This window comes from Pseudomonas sivasensis (assembly GCF_052938085.1).
Window position 1 is genome coordinate 3769368 of record NZ_CP176442.1, and the last position, 19313, is coordinate 3788680.

Sequence of the window (19313 nt, forward strand, 5' to 3'; positions counted from 1 at the left end):
AGGGTGCAAAAGGGATGCAACTTGACTGCAGAAAGGATGCAAATAGGATGCAAGAAGGCGGCAAAAAGGGTGCAGATAGGGTGCAAAAACACCGGCGCGAGGCCGGTGTCGAAAGTGTCAGATCAAGTTGAAACTTCTACAACTCACCAAACCTCATGGGTCTCGGCTCTGTAATTCTTTTCAATACGCTCAACAAGCAATGGCGCACTGATAATTCCTCTTGTGGAATGCTTCAGCTCTTCCGAGCTAATCTCTCTCTCCAGCGGAAGTGCTTCGCTTCCATTCCATAGCCAAATAGAGCCTCCCGGCCCGCCATTCCTGGAACGGAACGTAGGAAACACTTGTAACCTTTCGGGAACCGGAACATTTGCCACAGCGGATAGAAGGCCTTGATTTACCGCACTTTGAACAACAAAAAATGCGGAAAATTGTGGTTCACCATCAACAACAACCGAAAAATCTTTTGGTTTTTCAATATGAAATCCGGGGAAAACACTTATTAAAAAACCAAATTCCGGATGCTTATGAGTAACTTGCGCATATGCGACACCCCGCGAGGTTAACACCTGCAAAATGTCGCCCAGCTTTACCTTCTTAGCCATTTAAAATCCTTCATATCCAGCTTTTTTCAGCAGCTCGGCGCCGCGAATCAAACCCTGCTCATACTTAGTCGGGTTTTTGACAGACGATATAGAGTTAATCTTATTGATTAACGTGCCGTCATCTTTACCAAGGCCATGGTAGTCGATCAGTGTTTGCTCGACTGCCCGTGCGTCAGCACGTGAAAGGCTCTGTAAACCCTCTATTCTGTCAATCGTGATGCCTTTTTCTCTGAGGTGAGCTTGACCGCGCTTAACTATGTCGTCGGTTATTCCAACATAACGAGTCACGCCATCAACAACACAGTATAAACACAGGTCTTTCCGCCTATAGAGGCAACTTCACCTGCGCCTTTTGCACCTACTCAGGAATAATTTTCAACTCACTCCATAGTGGTTTTAGTCCTAGACTTTCCATATAAGTCCCATAGTCGAAAAAGGCCCTAACCCCAATGTCTTCGTATAAAAACCATGAGGCCTCGCACTCTTGACATACGAACAAGCAAGTGTTGTCAGCTATAATTTCAGCTTTGACAATATCTCCCTGCTCACACCTTGGACACAACATATAAAACTTCTCTATTTAACAGGATAGGCGGTAATGACCTGACTGGTCCCAGGCCGAACAATAATTTTAATACTCGTTTCTCCCGAAGTACCAATCGCTCGGCCCATCGGGACAACATATGCACCCGGATCACCTACTACAGGACTACCTTTCTTGAGCCATGCTTCATCGACAGCGCCTAAAATCTCTTTTCTGTCCATACTAAAGACGCTATGTGTTGTCTTGGCAGGATTCGGCTCCGCATGCTCTAAAACATGCAAAACTCTGTTTCCTTGAACCGATCCTTGTCCATAGTCTAGACCAGCTGGAGTTGTCCAAGTCCGGGTAGCCTTGTCAAACGTTAGCTCTACTGCACCACCTGTTACTTTTGCACCACCCGCCACAGCCCGTTTGTAAGCCACCCCCCCTGCAACAGTACCCAACCCTACAGCCAGCGCAACCTTAAGACTATCCGCAATGTCCTTCGCCTGGCTATCGCTCAGCTCCCATTTCGCCTTGATCGAATCGACCATGGCGCCGACTGAATGCTCGGTCGTGGCTGTCGCCAGCATTTCCTGGAATTCAAAATTGCCGTTGATGAGGTTCTGTACCGCATCCCGGGCACCGGGCGAGGCGTATTCAGCGATGTCTTTGATGGCGTCCAGATTCGCCATGGTGTTGGCGACTTCTTTGGACAATGCGGCACAAGACCTGGGATCAGCCTTGCAGCCGACAATAGCGTCAATGTCCTGCTGCAGGCTTAACTCTTTGAACTTACGTGTGGTGTCTTCGATGCAGGAGGCATCGGTGCAGCGGGTTATCTGTTTGGCGGCTCGCTCAAGTTGGTTGTGTGCCAGGTAGTTGTACTGCGTTGCGTTCTTTGCAACCCAACCGCCTTTCTCCAGCGCGGCCGCATCCGTATCTTCTTTTGCTGCAGCCGCTAACACGCCGACGATTTGTGAGCTCATCGTCAACAGGTTGTCATTCCCCTTGACCAAGGAATCCAGCTGGGTGACCAACGCCTCGCTTGCAGCGGCGGCCAAGGCGCCAGTTCTAAAGTCTCCGCCCGTGGCTTCTGCCAGCAGTCCACCGACCATGGCGTGAATCGCTACCTTCGGCGCCGAACCATCCGCGAGGACGTTTTTGGTGTAATCGCCCACCAGGTTGAAGCTGGCTGCAGCCAGTGTATTGAACAGCGCGTTTTTCAATGCATCACTGACGCTTGCGCCCTGCCCCAGCGCCTTATTCAGTAACAGAGACGTGCCATTCTGCAGCCCCTGATTGGCCGCAAATTGGCCTACGCCAGTCCAGGTGTTCAGCGAGCCCGATGCAGTGACTTTCTCTAGGGCCGTATTGGTTTGGGCCCCCGTCCACTGATCAAAATACCCCACAGTCAGACCAGCGGTGATTGCCGAAACGGCGTACCCATTCATCGCGTCGGAGGACGTCACGTCCTTGAAGACGGCGCCGAGATTGCCTCGGTTATTGATCGCGCTGACGCTGGCATTGGTAGAGGCGCCTGTTGCTACAGCACCTACCATGGCGCCCCCCACACCGCCCCCTGCGGCGGCGGCAGCCATTGGCCCGATAACCGCCGACATCACAATCGCGATGATGATTTGCGACGCAGGTCCTAGCCCCGAGTGGCTGTACTTGAAGCTGTCGTGCACCTCCCTGACTTGGCGCCAGTCCACATCACCGCGATTTTCTGCGTCCTTGAGCCAAGCCAGTTGTGGATCTGCTTTGACCATTGCCTCGATGGACTGGCTGACGGTCTGCTGATTAACCTGTTTGATATCGATCTTCAAACCTTCAACGGCCTTGATCGCAATACTGCCCTCGGCAACCAACTGACTTTGCCGCAGCGTTTCGTCGGTACTGCCCTTGCCCCTGGATGAAACCCAGAACGCGCTGTTGTTACTCTTCTCGTGACTCTCCTGGCGCAAATCCTTCACCGCCTCAAAGGTCACTGCACCACCGCTGCTAATGGTGATATCCGCACCACTCTCCAGCCGCGCGCCCTGGTACAACTGGTCGCCGCCACTGACGAGGTTGAGGCTGCCGCCGGTGCTGATCTGGCTGCCGACAGCGCGTACGTCGGTGACTTCATCGCGCTGGGTTTTGATCGCGCCAAAACTGCCCTTTTTCTTGTAGTCGTACAGGCTGTAGTCGCTGTCATTGGCGCTCAATAACTCCAGTTGTCCGCCCGCGATCAGGTAAGCATCCTTGCCGCTGGTGACTTGGCTGGCATGCAGCAGGATGTCTTGCCCGGCCGTTGCCGTGAGGTTGCCGGCCGCGTTGAGTTGGCTGCCGACTTGGCGCACTTGGGTGGTTTGTTCGTGGGTCTTGGCACCGTTGCGTTTGCTGTGTACCTCGTGGTCGGTTTCGTTGGCGGCGGCAAGTAGGTTGATGTTTCCGCCGGCGGCCACGCTGAGGTCTTTGCCGGCATTGGCCTGGCTCGCCAACAGCGTGATGTCGCCGCCGGCTTGCAGGCTCAAGTTGCCGGCGGCGTTGACGTTGGCGCCAAGGTGTTCGGTACGGCTGTGTTGGGTGACAAGGTGCCCGCCGTTTTGCGTGGTGCGCACTTGCTGGGTGTCGGTGACAGCGATGAGGTTGATATCGCGGGCGGCGGTCAGGCTCGCGTCGCCGCCGCTGCTGATGGCGCCTCGGTTGTTAATGTCGCGCCCGGCATCGAGAGCCAGTTGCTGGCCCGCGCTGATCTGGCTTGCGTGATCGAGATGGGTGATGAGCGTGCCGTCACCCTGGTATTGGGCGTGGGCGGTTCGCTCATTGACGATGTCGCCGGTGAGGCTGGTGAGGTCCACATGGCTGGCGCGGATTTCGCCGGCCATAGCGTTGCGGATGCTGTCGGTGGCCAGCAGGCTGAGGCGTTCGCCTGCAGTCATCGAGCCACCGTTGAGCAGGCTGCCATCAGCCATGGCGGTCAGGTCCTGGGTGGCCCTGAGCGTGCCGACACTGACGATATCGCCGCCGCTGACCAGGTTGATGTCCTGGCCCTGCACCAGGCTGGCGCCACGCAGGTTCTGGTGGTTAACCGTCGCCAGGTACAACACCGGTACCAGCACGTCTTCGCCTTGTACCTGGCGTTTTTCCATCCATACGATGTCGTGGGTCAGCGCGGCGACTTGTTGCGCGGTGAGGCCGACGCCGACGCTCAGTTGCAAGCTGTCGCGCGCGCTGAGGCCGTTGTCCATCAGGTGACGAAACTGCGCTTCATCGCTGTTCTGACCATCGAGAAAGCGTTGCCCGGTCTTGGCCAGCACGGCGTCACGGATCAGGCGACTTTCGTAGTAGCCGTCGCCGAGGCGGCGCCACGCCTCGTCGGTGTTGTAGCCGATCTTATCGAGCAGGTACTGGGAACTGAGGAAATTGCCCAGGTGGGTGAACAGCGGGTTGGTCTCGATGAGGTACGGGCTGCCGGGATCCTTGCTCGGGATAAACAGGCCGTACTCGCCGCTGGGCAAGTGAAACTCAGGCGGACGGGTCAGGTCATCGCTGAGGCGGTCGGGGCTCAGTTCAAGGTCATTGGGGTTGTGGCCGACCTCACCAATCAGCTGCGCCAGGGTGTTTTCGCGCAGGGTGCCATTTTGCAGGTATTGCGTGGCGTTCAGGTTGAGGCTGCCGCCCGCTTGAAGGGTGGCGGCGTACACTTCTCGGCCGTCTTCACGCCAGGTTGTGAGGGTGCCGGGGTTGCTGAAGCCGGGGCCTTCGGAACGGGCCTTGAGTTCGGCAAAGCGCAACGGATCAAAAGGCGCGCTGTTGAAGGCCGGCAGGTCGTGAAACTCCATCTGGTCCCACAGGGCTTTGTCGATGCGCCCAGGGGTGCCGATGATCGTGCTGGACAGGCCGGTTTGTGAGGCGGCGCCCTGGTTGAGCAAGCGACGCGCGCTGAGGTGCATGTCGCCGTTGGCGGCCATCAGGCTGTAGCGGTTTTCCAACGTGTCGGCGTCGATATACAACTGTTGACCGGCCACCAGGCGGGCAGCCTTGGTGGAGCCGGGAGCGGCGGTTTCTCGCCAGGTTTCGGTGATGTAGATGGTGCCGCGCTTGAAGCTGTCATCGCCGTCACAGTGCTGACCACAAACCCATTGAATGCTGCCGCCGACCAGTTCGCGCTCAAGGGCAAGCACCGTGCGGGCGTTCTCGAATTCACGCGTCTTGATGTGCAGGTTGCCTTCGCTTTCCACGGTGCCGGACAGGTTGCGAAAGCTCGTCGCCTGGCCGCCGTCGGCGGCGGCGAAACTGAAATCGCCTACGCTGTAGACGTCGCCTTCGAGGTTGCTGAAATGCTCGCCGCGTATGTGCAAGTCACCGCCGCTGAACAGCAGTCCGGTATTGGCCACGTTGGCGCTGATCAGCAGGCTGCCTTGACTGCCCAGGCTGCCGTCGTTATTCAGTTGGGTTGCGTTGAGCTGCAGGTGACGGGCCGCACTCAGCACACCGAGGTTGTGCAGCACATCACGTACGCGCAGTTGGATGTCGTTGCCGCTGAGGATCTGGCCGTGGTTCTGGATGAGGTTGCGGGCGCTGAGAGTGGCATCGCCCTTCACGGCGATCAGGCCACTGTTGTGCAGATCTGCGTCTAGGGTGAGTTGCAGGTCACCATCGCTGAGCAGTTCGCCGCTGTTGTCGAAGGTGTTTGCGGCGAGGGTAATGTTGCCTGCCGCAACGGTCTTGCCGCTGTTGCTGACAGCATCGGCAATGAGATTCAGGTGGCCTTCGGTATGGAGCGTGCCGCTCTGGTTGTTGACCTGTTGAGCCGATAGGCTCAGTTCGCGGGCGGTGACGATCTGCCCGCTGTTGTTTATTTGTTGGCGGGCTTCGATCTTCGCGCTGTCTGCAGCGATGTTGCCGCTGTTGTCGACAACAGCGGTCTTGATGTCCAAATGGCCGCTTGCGTTGAGCTCACCTTGATTGTCCAGGCGTTCGGCGGTGATCCTGAGTTGCTTGCCGGCAATACGCTGGTCCTCCTGAATCCCACTGACCACCTTGCCCTGATTGCTCACGGTTGCCGCTTGCAAGTGCACATTGCCTGCACTGGCGAGGGTGTGCTGAACCACCAGATCGCCCTTCGCCTGCAGGTCCACATCTCCTGCCGCAAAGGTCGGGCCTTGCAACTCAATTGACGCGGCCGTGGCGTTCAACGCGCCGACGCTGGTGGTGTGGGCCAGGCTCAGGCCACCGTTGGCATTGATGACTATGTCCCCGGCAGTACTCGCCATATCCCCGGCCAGCCTTACGCCCACGCCTTGTTCCGTGCCAATCAGACGAATCGCCCCGGCATACATGCCGCCAAGGGCGCTGGCGTCGATGGCCAGTTGCGGCTTTTCGCGACCATCATCGGCATGGGCACGAGTCTGCAGGCTGTCGGCGCTGACGTCATTGCGGCCGGTAATGATGTTGAGCTGGTCGGCGTGCAACTGCGCATTGAGTTTGGCGGTGCGAGTGATCAGATCGAATTGGCCGACATTGCGCGCATTGAGTCCGGCGCCTTCCAGGGCGATATCACCGCCGTCCACGCGAAAGTGATCCAGACGCCCGCCGTCCAATACTGGTTTGCCAGTGGTCAGCGTCGCCCGTGGCGTATTGATAAAACCGCAGCCATTGCAGGTGATGCCATGGGGGTTGGCGACAATCACGCGCGCAGCCTGTCCGGCCACTTCGGTGTAGCCCCCCAGGTGGCTGCGATTGCCACCGGTGACCTCATTGAGAATCACGCTGGCTGCCTGCCCCTGCAAGCCGGGGTTGCCGAGGATCACCCCACCGAGCTGGGTGTTTTGCGTGGCATTCGTGGCGTTGTTTAGGATCAACCCGTTGCTGCCGACGTTGTAGTCGGTGAACAGGTTATGGGACAAGCCGCTGCCGTTGGGACCGGCGATATTGACCACCGGCACGCCATTGGGCGCTTGATCGATGCTGGTGCCGGGGCTGGCGGGGTCGACGCTCAGTTGCGCGGCAGCCGAGACGATCGGGTTGAGAAACAAAATACCTGCGAGGCTCAGGGCCAGGCACTGGTTAAAGGGGCTGCGCGCGTCCATAGGCAAGGTTCCTTGTTGTTAGAAGAAGAGGTCGATTCGGGCGTACATCGGGTGCTCGCGGTGCTCGATCACGGCCGGGCGCTCCAGAGCACGGGCGAATACCAGCGATGCGGCAAGGTGCCGGCCGCGCGCGCTGAGTTCCCAGGCATTGCCAGTGAGGCGCCCGGCCACGTCGGGGTTGTGCGGCCCACGGCGAATAACCCCAACGTCGTAGCCGAAGCCGACGCCCACTTCGTGCACCCACGGGCGCAAGGCGTCCCAACCCACGGCGTGGCGCCAGCGCAGTTGGCTGCGCCAGTAGCCGCCGCTGTTGCCCGAGAGATTCTGTTCGCTGAACCCGCGCACCGCGCCAAAGCCGCCGACGCTGAGGCGTTGTGGCCCATAGAGTTCGTCTTCGGCACGTTGGCCGGTGGCCAGGCTGTCGACGCTCCAGTGTTGGTCCAGCCAGCGAAAGGACTGCAGGTAACTGAGGGTCAGGCTGTATTTCTGATAGCGGGAGGTGGGGGCGCCGGAGCGTGTGGAGAGGTCGCGCTGGGCGTCCAACGCGCCGATGCCTTGCTGCCAACCGGCATCAAGGTTGAAAAACGCATTGCCGATGCGACGCCCATGGTTGACCCCCAACTGGCGCTCAGTGATGCGATGGCTGGACGTGCGCAACAACGCGTCTTCCAGGTAGTTACGTGTACGCAGGTGGCTCAGGCCGATGTTGAGCGCGGTCTTGCCGAGGTTGTCGCGGTGTAGCACGCGTTCGGCGCGAAGTTGCTGGGTGGAGGTGTCGCCGGACAACGCGAAGGCAAAGCCGGACGCGTCATTTCGGGTGCGGTAATAGCTTTGGCTGTGGCTGAAATTGAAGGTCCACCAGCCATACGGCAAGCTGTAGAACAGGCTTTGGCTTTCGGAATGTCGCCAATGGTCGCTGACCGTGTCACGGTTGGCGCGCAGGCTCAGTTGGTCCGCCAGCCCCAAAGGGCTGTCCCATTCAAGGCCAAGACCGGCCTGCTGGCGGCCGGTGCTTTCGTCTCCATGGTTGTTGCGGTTAGCCGAGACGCGCCAGGGCTTGAAGCGTTCGCCCTTGAGTGCGACACGGCTACCGCCCACCGCTTGGCCCGGCATCAACTCAAGCTGCGGCTGGCGCGAGGGCAAGCGTCCCAGCTGATCGACCCATTGCTCCAACTCGCGTAGATCCAGCACGTCACCGACGCTGCCAGGAAAGGTCATGGCTGACTCGGCGGGACTGGCCAGTGATGAGCTGTCGAGGCCTTCGAGGCGCCCTTCCACCACGATGATTTTAAGCTCGCCGTTTTTCAGGTCTTGCTGCGGCAGGTACGCCCGGGTGGTGACGTAGCCACGGCGTAGGTAATGGTCGGTGAGGCTTTTGAGCACCTCGTTTAGCTGAGGAACGCCAAGGCAGCGCCCCGACCAGGGAGCAAGCAAGGCCTCGCGCTTTGCCTCGGAGAGCAAGGTGGCACCTTCAACGGTGATGCGCGTGAGGGTCACGCACTGGCCGTCTTCAACCAGAGCAGGTGCTTTGCGTACTGCGGCTTTTCCAGGAAGGTTTTGCAGTTCATCCAGACGTCGACGCTGCTCTTCCAGCACTTGCTGTTGTCTTTCGCGGGCCAGCTCTCTGTCGCCCGGTAAGGTTTGCGCCGCGGCAAGAAGTGGACCGCAGAGCAGCGCCACGCCAAGTAACGCGGGTCGTAAAACGGCTGACATCCTTTTCACCCTCACTGGTACTCATATGGAAAGAGCACGCAGCTTGCCGAGGCTGAATCGGTTAAGGAAAAGCGGAAAGGTTACAAAAATCCCAGGATTGCGAAGGGTATTCCTACGTCTGTCGCACAGCGCTCAGGACACCGTCAGTTTTTTCCTAAAAGTGTGGGAAAAGATGAGGCTCTTGGCGGGAAGAAAGATGAAAAAAATAAAAGTGTGGTTTTTTCTCCCACTCAAAATCTTCAAACCTACAAGCGCAGTGGAAAAAGGAAAGTCGATGGGTAGATCAATCTCTCAGAGAGGTAAGACAGGACGCTTAACCATCAGGCTTTTGCGCTTACCTGAAAACGAAAACCGCAGATTAATACCCCGCAGCTACCGTTTTACATCGTAAAAATCGTAGTTTCATCGACAAGCGGTCACGCTTCCCGCGCCTTGACCTTCAAATGCCGCGCATACCACGGCCGCTTCGGCACGCGCTTGAACAACCCTGTGAGCGCATCGTCGTCGGCACCAAAGGTAATACGCAACGCGAGCTTCATGGTCTCCGGGTCCATTTCCATCGACTTGCCCATTTGCAACCCCGGCGTGGTGCTGCAGCCGTGGGTGTCCGGGCCGAGCCACGGGTCGCCGACTTCGACCCAGCGGCCCGGGGCGAACCAGGCTACGCCGTTGACCTCCAGCCGCCTGACTTCGCCTGGATTGAAGCGTTCATGGGCGCGGAACCAGTCTTCGATGCGGTCGTCGATCCAGCCGTGGAAGTGCCAGAACACCGGGTTTACGTGGGAGGAAAACGGGTCGCCAAGGAAGTCGTTTTCGGCGGCGTACCACCGCGCGGCAAAGTCTGCCGGGTCGCGGGCAAAGGGCACTGGCGCGCCGTTGGAGGGATCGCGGGGCACGGAGGCCCAGCGCATGTGCAGCCAGTCGTGCAGGCCCAGTTCCATCTCGGAACCCAGTTGGCCCAAGGTGTATTTGGCCAGGTAACGCGGGTCGCGGTATTGGGACTCCCAGACCTGGAAGTTGCTGTGGTACGTCTCTTGCGACTTGATGTCGCTGACCCACTGGGTGTATTCGCTGTCGTCGGGGGCCAACCAGGTGGGCGGCAAGGCGAAGCCATCGTGGTTGTCGAAGTAGCGCACAAAGCCCAGGCGATCACGCTCCAGCGCCGGTTGCGGTTCGGGGAAGGCCGGCCAAGAGGGTAAGTCCTGCATGGCGCGTGCAGTGCCGAGCATGTGCCGATGCATAAAGAAGAAATCGATGCCCGAGCCGTTGCGATCTTTGCGCTTGCCACGGGCGTCGCGCTCCTGGCCCCGTGGGCCGGGTTGCCAGCCGATGCCGCGCAGGGCATCGCGTTTTTCTTCGGAGAGTTTGTGCCATTGGTCGCGAGTGGCGTGCCACAGCTGGTGGAACAGGCGGTGTTCGGGGGCGATCAGCCAGGCGAGCAAGGTCGGGTTGTGACCGATGCGCTCGCGGGCTTCAGGAAACAGCTGTTTGTGGGCGATAAAGCGGTTGTCGCGTTCGGTCAGGGCCAGGGGGCGATTCAAGTCGAGGATCTGCCCGCTGAGGGTGCCGCTGCCGGCGTTGCCGAAGTCGGCCCAGACTTCATCAAGGGTCATCTTGAATTCATAGGCGGGCCTGCCATCGGCCGAGTCGCGGTCGATCAAGCGCCAGTAGAGCAACGCGCCCTCGCCCGTCAGCAAATCGCCCAATACCCGGTAACGCGGTTCGCCTTCGGCACGCAGGTTGGCGGCGGTGTCCAGGTAGCCGCGCAGGCCTCGGCCACGGGGGGCGATGTCGAGCAGCAGTTCCAAGCCTTGCAGCGGCAGGCCCTTGAGGCCAGCGTCGCGGCCTTCCAGGCGCAGGCTCCAGACGCCACGCAAGGTATTGGCCAGTTGCTGGCCGGCGGTGTCGGCCAGATCGACCGTGGCTTCGCCGGGGGTGATGGGGAATTCTTCACGCGTCCACTCGCGATGGGCATAGAAAGCTGCCGGCACAGCGGCGCCGGTGAGCGCGAGGCCTGCGATGAACCCACGTCGAGAGATGGTCATTGTTTACCTTAGGAAACGGCTTGATCAGAGCTAGAACGTTTGCTGGCAGGGGAAATTTACCGCCGCCGTCTCGCCCGCCTAAATTTCCCCGCTCATCGCTCGTTCTTCCCAGATAGCAAAGGCCTCAACTGACTGAGATGGCAATGACAAAATCACGTTCGAAAAAGGCGCTGTATATCGGCCTGCCGCTGGCCCTGGCCGTCGGCGCTGGCTTGCTGGTCTGGGATCACTGGTTCAGGGGCAACGCCGGCTACTCGCTGGAGGTGATCAAGCAGGCCAACGAGATGCAGGATCGGTTGTTGTCGTTCGACAGCCATATCACTGTGCCGGTGGATTTCGGCACCGCAGGCAAAGAAGCGGACAAGGACGGCAGCGATCAATTTGACCTGGTCAAGGCCAGTCGGGGCCGCTTGTCCGGCGCCGCCCTGACCATCTTCGGCTGGCCGGAAATCTGGAACGGCCCGAACGCACCGCACAAGCCCACCGAAGGGTTTGTCGAAGCGGCACGCCATGAACAGGAAGTGCGCTACAAGATCATCAGCGCCATGGTGCGCGACTTCCCCAATCAGGTCGCCATCGCCTACACCCCGGACGACTTCCGGCGCCTGCATGGCGAGGGCAAGTTCGCGATCTTTATGAGCATGCTCAACGCCTACCCGCTGGGCAACGATCTGAACCAGTTGGACCTGTGGGCCGCGCGCGGCATGCGCATGTTCGGCTTCAGCTATGTGGGCAATAACGCCTGGTCGGACTCATCGCGCCCGCTGCCGTTCTTCAATGATTCGGTGGATGCGCTCGACGGGCTGTCCGACATCGGCAAACAAGCCGTGCACCGTCTCAATGACCTGGGTGTGATCATCGATGTGTCGCAGATGTCGACCAAGGCCCTGGAACAGGTGGCGCAGCTGAGCCGCACACCAATGGTGGCGTCCCACTCGGCGCCGCGTGCGGCGGTGGATATCCCGCGCAACCTCAGCGACAAGGAATTACAGCTGATCAAGCACAGTGGCGGCGTGGTGCAGATCGTGGCCTTCTCGGCCTACCTGCGCCCGCTGAGCCAACCAACCCAGGACAAGCTCAACACGCTGCGCGCCCGTTTTGACCTGCCGCCCCTGCCGAACCTGGCCATGGCCCTGATGCCAGGCGATCCCATCATCGCTGCCTGGCCCGAGCAGCGGTTCGGCGAGTACGCCAGCGCGCTGTACGGCATCCTCGACGAGGAACCCAAGGCCACCCTCAAAGACCTGGGCAACGCGATCGACTACACCGTGCGCAAGATCGGCATCGACCACGTCGGCCTGTCTTCAGACTTCAACGACGGGGGTGGCATCGACGGCTGGAACAACGTCGGCGAAATCCGCAACGTCACCGCCGAGCTGATCCAGCGCGGCTACTCCGAAGCCGACATCGCCAAGCTGTGGGGAGGCAACTTCCTACGGGTCTGGGACCAAGTGCAAAAAGCCGCCAAACCATTGGCCAACCGTTAACCCTCTAGAAGCCAGTCCATGACCGACCGCCGTACGTTTCTCAAGCAGGCTGGGGTACTTGCCGCCAGCCTGCCGCTGGGCGCTGCCATCCTGCCTCAGGCGCAAGCAGCCGTAACACAAGACCCATGGACCGGGTTCAAGCGACTGTTCAACCAAGACCCGGACTACCTGCACTTCTCCAACTTCCTGGTGACCTCGCATCCCAAACCGGTACGCGAAGCCATTGAGCGTTACCGCGCACAGATCGACCGCAACCCAGGGCTGGCCATGGACTGGGACTTGCAGGAAACCTGGAAGCGTGAAGGCCAGGTGCGCGAATGGGCCGGCCGCTACCTGAAGGCCTCTCCCCCGCAGATCGCCTTGACCGGCAGCACCTCCGAAGGGCTGGCGATGATCTATGGCGGGATCAAGGTACGGCCCGATCAGGAAATCCTGACCACGGTTCACGAGCACTACGCCACCCAGAACGTGCTGGACTTTCGTGTGCTCAAGCAAGCCACACAGGTACGCCGGATCACACTGTTCGACAACGCCAACCAAGTCTCTGTCGATGAAGTACTGGGCAATATCCAGCGCAACATCCGCCCCAACACCCGTGTGTTGGGCATGACCTGGGTGCAGTCCGGCAGCGGCGTGAAGCTGCCCATCGGCGAGATCGGCAAGCTGGTGGACGAGCACAACCGCAACCGCGATGAGCAAGACCGCATCCTCTACGTGGTGGATGGCGTGCACGGCTTCGGCGTGGAAAACCTCGATTTCCCCGACATGCACTGCGACTTCTTCATCGCCGGCACCCATAAATGGATGTTCGGCCCGCGCGGCACCGGTCTGGTGTGCGCCCGCGACCCCGAGAACAAATACGTCACGCCGATGGTGCCGACCTTCTCCGAGGACAAGGACTTCGCCACCAGCATGACGCCTGGCGGCTACCACGCCTTCGAGCATCGCTGGGCCGCAGATGAAGCCTTCAAGCTGCACTTGCAGTTGGGCAAGGCCCAGGTGCAGACACGCATCCATGGACTGAATACCGAGCTGAAAGACCAATTGCTGGCGCAGCCACAGGTCGAGCTGGTCACCCCGCGCAACCCCGCGCTGTCCGCCGGCTTCACCTTCTTCCGAATCAAGGGCCAGGACAGTGAAGCAGTGGTGGCCCACATGATGAAACACCGTGTGGTGATCGATTCGGTGGACCGTGATGTCGGCCCCGTGATTCGCACCTCGCCTGGCCTGCTCAATAACGCCGACGAAATCCAGCGGTTCATGACCCTGCTGCGCCAGCGGGTGTGACGCTCACTTTTCCCTTTGAACGAGATGCCCACATGATTCCATTCCGACTCAAACCCTTGACCACCCTGGCGCTCACCGCCCTGTGCAGCGCCCTGCTGCCAGGCGTGGCCCAGGCCGCCGCGCCACAGCCGGGCAAGGTGTTCAAGGACTGTAAGGACTGCCCGGAAATGGTCGTGCTGCCCGCCGGCACCTTCACCATGGGGACGCCTGAGGACGAGGTCGGTCGCGAGCCGGATGAAGGCCCGATGCATGACGTGACCTTCGCCAAACCGTTCGCCATGAGCCGCTTCCACATCACTGCCGGTGAATGGGACAGCTATGTGCGCCAGACCGGCGTGAAGATCGCCAATGGCGACACCCGCCCCGGCCGCGAATGCATCGCCAGCAAGCCGCGCTATCCACAAGGCCCGCGTCAGCCGGCGGTGTGCATGGACATGGACGACATCAAGGCCTACGTCGCCTGGCTGTCGAAAAAGACCGGCCAACACTACCAAATGGTCAGCGAAGCCCAGCGCGAATACGCCGCCCGTGCCGGCTCCACCGGGCCTTTCCCATTCCCCTTCGATGAAGGCAAGGGCTACAGCATCGCCGAACACGCCAACACCTACGGGCCTGCGGACGGCTACAGCTACTCGTCGCCAGTGGGCAGCTACCCGCCCAACGCGTTCGGCATGTACGACATGCACGGCAACGTCTACGAGCGCGTCGCCGACTGCGAACATACCAACTACATCGGCGCCCCTGCCGACGGCAGTGCCTGGGTAGAACCTAACTGCGAGTCCTATCAGATTCGCGGCAATGACTGGGGTGAAGCACCGGTATTTTCGCGCTCGGGCAACCGCAACACTATCTACCCGCAGACGCGGGGCGACTGGATCGGCTTCAGGGTTGTGCGTGATCTCTGATTACGCACACTGAAACCGGCAAAAAAAAACCGCCTGGCATGAGCCAGGCGGTTTTTTTATGTCTGGAGGGCGCCGGCACACGTGCCGGCTCCCGGTGGATCAGAACGCGTACTTGGCGTTGATCATTGCGTTGCGAGGTTCGCCGTAGGAGCCCGAATTGAACGTGCCCATGCCGTCGTAGTACTTCTGGTCAAACAGGTTGTTGACGTTCAGCCCCACACTCAGGTGGTCATCCACTTGGTATTTGGCCAACAAGCCAACCACGGCGAACGGATCCTGCGTTGCCTTGTAGTAAGGGCCGGAGTAGTTGATTTGCGACGCAGCGTACATCTCGCTTTGCCAGGTCACGTTGCCACCGACAGTCAACTTGTTCCACTCACCCGGCAGGCGATAAGTAGTGCCGAACTTGAACTGGTTGATCGGCTGGTTGGTCTGCACCCGCCCCCCGTCCTTGTCATGGGACTCGCGGTAGGTATAACCACCAAACACGTTCCAGCCACTGACCACTTCACCCGAGATCTCGGTCTCGACGCCACGGGTGTTGGTACCACTGATGGCCTTGTACACAGCGCGGCCCGAAGAATCCGTGCCCGACTGTTCCGGCGTGTTCTTCTGATTAATCTCAAATACCGCAACGCTCGCGTTCAGCGCGCCGTCGAAGAACTCACCTTTGAGACCGATCTCGTAGTTGTCGCCTTCAAGCGGCGCCAGCGAAGTGCCCGACGCTGTTTTGTAGAACGTCTGCGGCAAGAAGATGCTGGTGTAGCTGGCGTACGCCGAATAGGTGTCGTTCAGCTCATAGACGATACCGGCATACGGCGTGACAACGCCGGTCTTTTTGGTCTTGTCGGTCGTCTTGGTGCCATCGAGATAGTTCTTGACCTCGTCATCCTGATTCCACCAGCTGAGCCGGGTACCCAGAATGATGGTCAGCGGATCGAACGGTTTCAAACGCAGGGCGCCGTACATGCCGGTCTGCTGCAAGGTCGTGACGGTACCGCCATCCTTTTGATACTCACGATTGCCGTACTCACGGCCGTCCCAGTTGAAAATATTCGCCGAACCGTAGTCGCCGTCATCATTGTGGCTGGCGTAGTTAGGGAAGTTCAGGTGAGTGCGCGATGCACTGGCACCCACCACCAACTCATGCTCGCGACCGCCCAGGTTGAACGGGCCGGACGCATAGGTATCGAGCGTATCCTGGGTCTGGTAGCTGTCCAGGCGGTAAATAAATACGCCCGTACCTTCACCGGTCACAGGGTCAGGGTAGCCGCCACTTGCCGATGCGCCCTGGCCTTTACGGTAGGAGTATTGATGGCTGTAGGCAGTCTTCAGGCTCCAGTCATTGTCCAGCTTGTGATCAAGCATGGCGGTGAAGTTATAGCTGGTGTTGTCCATGTAACTCGAACGCGAGGCCGGGTTGAATGAACGGGAGAAATTGGTTTGCTTGCCATTGCTGAAGAACAGCGGGATATGCCCGTAGCTGGTGCCTTCGGCGTCGTTGTTCTGGTAGTCGAGGCTAGTGCGCAGCGTAGTGCTGTCGTTCAGATCGATATCCAACGCGCCGTACATCACGCGCTTTTCCTGGCTGTACCAGTCAATGAACGAATTTTGCTTCTGATAAGCCGCGACGAAACGTCCACGCACATTGCCGGTTTCTGTCAGCGGACCCGAGACGTCAACTTCGGAGCGGTAACGGTCCCACGCCCCCGCTTCTCCGGAAACGTAGGCCTGGAAGTCCTTGGTCGGACGCTTACGCACCAGGTTGATGGTGGCCGACGGAGTGCCCGCACCGCTCATCAGGCCGGTCGCGCCGCGCACCACTTCGACACGGTCATAGATGGCCATGTCCGAGATTGCGCCTACGTATTGCTGGGACTCGTTGGCCACCTGGGACGGGATGCCGTCGTACTGGAAGTTCTGGATCGCAAAGCCACGGGAGTAAAACGTGTAACGCTCACTGTCGCGGTGGTTGATGCTGATACCCGGCGTGAACGCCATCACTTCGTTAAGCGTCGAAAGATGCTGGTCGTCCATCAGTTGACGGGTAATCACGCTCACCGACTGCGGCGTTTCGCGCAGGGACAAGGGAAGCTTGGTGGCGGTGCTGGTCGCCCCCGTGGTGTACGAACCGGTGTTTTCAGTCGTCTCCCCAAGACCCTCGGCACTGATCGTGGTCGCGCCCAGGTTCAGCGCCGAACCGCTGGATGGCGCCATCACGATATAGCTGCCGCTGGCTTCGCGACTGGCCTGCAAGCCACTGCCCGACAACAGTCGAGACAGGCCTTCATCCACGCCAAACTGCCCTTTCAACCCTGGAGTGGAGCGCTGGCTGGCGATCGCTGGATCGTAGGAAATCGAGACACCGGCCGCCGAGCCGAATGCCATCAGCGCATCCGATAATTTCCCGGCCGGAATCGCGAAGGCAACCTTGCCGGCTTCGCTCTGGGCAAGTGCGACGCTCGGCATCAATGTGGCGGCAGCCGGCACAGCCAGCGCGGCGCCCAACATCATCAGACGCACGGTCTGCGGCAATTTCTTCAGCGCGTAATGCTTGGGCGTAGACAACCAAAGGAGATAAGGCATCGACAGCAATCCTTGAACAATGAGGCGTGTGTTTGGCAGAAATTAGTGGCGTCTTTGAGCGCCTCTGGTTAATAAGACGGTTCAGGTAATGAAAACCAGACTCATTTACCTGCTTTTTTTTACCACCCCTCTAAACGCGCTCAACCCTCAACCGCCAGGGGCATTGAGGGTCGAGCACGCCTGCTCATAGAAATGAAAGCGTCCATGGGAAGGGAACGGCGCACCGGCCTACGGGTGCCGGCCATGAAACATGGCCGCATCCAATCTATAACGTGGGGCTGGCGGACAAATTTAGGGCCCGCGCCCAACGCAATGAGGCTAAATCGCGCCGTAGTCGAAACGTCTTCTACAAAAGCCCGTGAGCGATCAAATGGATCGCCGGGCCTCCACTCGCCCTTAGCACGTAGCCACGTCGCGACCGAGGTAGTTTCATGACTGCAAAACCGCGTAGCGCCCTCAGCGAACTCTTGAGCCTGCTCAAGCCCTATCGCTACACCGTCATTCTGTCGATTCTGTTCGGCATCCTTGGAGGGGTGAGCGTCACGGCTCTGCTTGCCACGGTTAACCAGGGCCTGCACAGCGAGTCCGGCCTCACCACCGCAGTGGTCCTGGCCTTTGCCGGGCTGTGCCTGCTCGCCCTGCTCAGCAGCATTGCCGCCGACATCGGCAGCAACTTAGTGGGCCAAAAAGTCATCGCCAGGCTGCGCAAGGACCTCGGCGCCAAGGTGCTATCAGCGCCAATCGAACAGATCGAACGGTACCGCAGCCACCGCCTTATTCCGGTACTGACCCACGACGTCGACACCATCAGCGACTTCGCCTTCGCCTTCGCTCCGCTGGCCATTTCCATCACCGTTATCCTCGGCTGCCTGGGCTACCTGGCGAGCCTCTCGCTGCCGATCTTCATCATGACCCTGCTGGCCATCGGCATCGGCTCGGCGATCCAGTTCATCGCGCAAAGCAAAGGCATCAAGGGCTTCTACGCCGCGCGGGAAGCGGAAGACAACCTGCAAAAGCATTACTCGGCCATCGCCGAAGGCGCCAAGGAACTGCGGATCCATCGCAAGCGCCGTCACGCCATGCTGACCCGCAACATCCAGGCCACCGCCGACCACATCTGCGACACCCACGTGCGCTCGATCAATATTTTCGTGATCGCCAAGAGCCTGGGTTCGATGCTGTTCTTTGTGGTCATCGGCCTGGCACTGACCCTGCAATCGTTCTGGCCCAGCAACAACCCGGCCATGATGAGCGGCTTTGTACTGGTGCTGCTCTACATGAAAGGCCCGCTGGAAAACCTGATCGCCAACCTGCCGATCATCAGCCGCGCGCAGATCGCCTTTCGACGCATTGCCGACCTGTCCGAACGCTTCTCGTCGCCGGAACCGCACTTGCTGCTTGACGCCGATGAGAGCCGCACGCCGACCATGAAGCATCTGGAATTGCGCGACGTGCAATACGCGTTTCCGCCCGTGGAAGGCAGCGCGCCCTTCAAGCTGGGCCCGGTGAACCTGACCATCGAGCCTGGGGAAATCCTGTTTATCGTCGGCGAAAACGGCTGCGGCAAGACCACCCTGATCAAACTGCTGCTGGGCCTGTACACCCCGCAGCAAGGTGAGATCCGCCTCAACGGCACAACGGTGGACGCCCTCGGCCTGGATGATTACCGGCAGATGTTCACCACCATTTTTGCCGACTACTACCTGTTCGACGAACTGGTGCAAAGCGATAAAGCCCTGCCGGACGACGCCAACCAATACCTGGAGCGCATGGAAATCGCGCACAAGGTCAGCATCCGCGATGGCGCTTTCACCACCACCGACCTCTCCACCGGGCAGCGCAAGCGCCTGGCGCTGATCAACGCCTGGCTCGACGAGCGTCCAGTGCTGGTCTTCGACGAGTGGGCCGCCGACCAGGACCCGACCTTCCGCCGCGTTTTCTACACAGAGCTGCTGCCGGACCTCAAGCGCCTGGGCAAGACCATCATCGTGATCTCCCACGATGATCGTTACTTCGATATCGCCGACCAACTGGTGCGCATGGAAGCCGGGCGCGTCATTACCGAAAAAGCCTTCGCCTGACCTC

Annotated in this window: 10 protein-coding genes; 4 read left to right on the top strand and 6 right to left on the bottom strand. The window is 59.7% G+C overall.

The features are described from left to right. Positions 1-143: 143 nt before the first annotated feature. From ACKZ62_RS17385 to pvdP, 5 genes are all read right to left on the bottom strand, one after another. A complete protein-coding gene (locus ACKZ62_RS17385) occupies positions 144-602 on the bottom strand; it encodes a hypothetical protein (RefSeq protein WP_447095578.1) in 459 nt (152 codons plus the stop codon). Continuing rightward, positions 603-890 carry a hypothetical protein gene (locus tag ACKZ62_RS17390; RefSeq protein ID WP_447095579.1) on the bottom strand — a complete coding sequence of 96 codons (288 nt, stop codon included), beginning with the start codon at positions 888-890 and terminating at the stop codon, positions 603-605. It abuts the gene before it with no gap. A 288-nt stretch (positions 891-1178) separates the two neighbouring features. Then, complete coding sequence (locus ACKZ62_RS17395; protein ID WP_447095580.1) at positions 1179-7205, bottom strand: two-partner secretion domain-containing protein; 6027 nt, start codon at positions 7203-7205, stop codon at positions 1179-1181. An 18-nt stretch (positions 7206-7223) separates the two neighbouring features. Further along, positions 7224-8918 (bottom strand): ShlB/FhaC/HecB family hemolysin secretion/activation protein, encoded by a 1695-nt coding sequence (locus ACKZ62_RS17400; RefSeq protein ID WP_447095581.1) that lies wholly within the window; start codon positions 8916-8918, stop codon positions 7224-7226. Positions 8919-9334: 416 nt separating this feature from the next. Beyond that, the gene (gene pvdP / locus ACKZ62_RS17405; protein WP_447095582.1) at positions 9335-10963 is read right to left on the bottom strand and encodes a pyoverdine maturation tyrosinase PvdP; all 1629 of its coding nucleotides are present in this window, start codon (positions 10961-10963) and stop codon (positions 9335-9337) included. A 143-nt stretch (positions 10964-11106) separates the two neighbouring features. Between pvdP and pvdM the strand changes: the two genes are divergently transcribed. From pvdM to pvdO, 3 genes are read left to right on the top strand one after another with little or no spacing between them, the layout of a single operon-like run. Further along, on the top strand, positions 11107-12450 hold the full coding sequence (gene pvdM, locus ACKZ62_RS17410) for a pyoverdine-tailoring dipeptidase-like protein PvdM (RefSeq protein ID WP_032885334.1): 1344 nt from the start codon (positions 11107-11109) through the stop codon (positions 12448-12450). A gap of 18 nt (positions 12451-12468) precedes the next feature. Then, positions 12469-13737, top strand: coding sequence for a pyoverdine-tailoring periplasmic protein PvdN (pvdN, locus tag ACKZ62_RS17415; RefSeq protein ID WP_447095583.1), 1269 nt, complete (start codon positions 12469-12471; stop codon positions 13735-13737). Positions 13738-13769: 32 nt separating this feature from the next. Further along, positions 13770-14642, top strand: a complete 873-nt coding sequence (gene pvdO, locus ACKZ62_RS17420) for a dihydropyoverdine dehydrogenase (protein WP_032885336.1) — start codon at positions 13770-13772, stop codon at positions 14640-14642. 99 nt (positions 14643-14741) lie between these two features. Here the strand turns inward: pvdO and ACKZ62_RS17425 are convergent, their stop codons facing one another. Next, positions 14742-17228, bottom strand: coding sequence for a TonB-dependent siderophore receptor (locus ACKZ62_RS17425; RefSeq protein WP_032885337.1), 2487 nt, complete (start codon positions 17226-17228; stop codon positions 14742-14744). 431 nt (positions 17229-17659) lie between these two features. Here ACKZ62_RS17425 and ACKZ62_RS17430 point away from each other — a divergent pair, with 431 nt between their 5' ends. Beyond that, the gene (locus ACKZ62_RS17430) at positions 17660-19309 is read left to right on the top strand and encodes a cyclic peptide export ABC transporter (protein WP_447095584.1); all 1650 of its coding nucleotides are present in this window, start codon (positions 17660-17662) and stop codon (positions 19307-19309) included. Positions 19310-19313 lie beyond the last annotated feature (4 nt).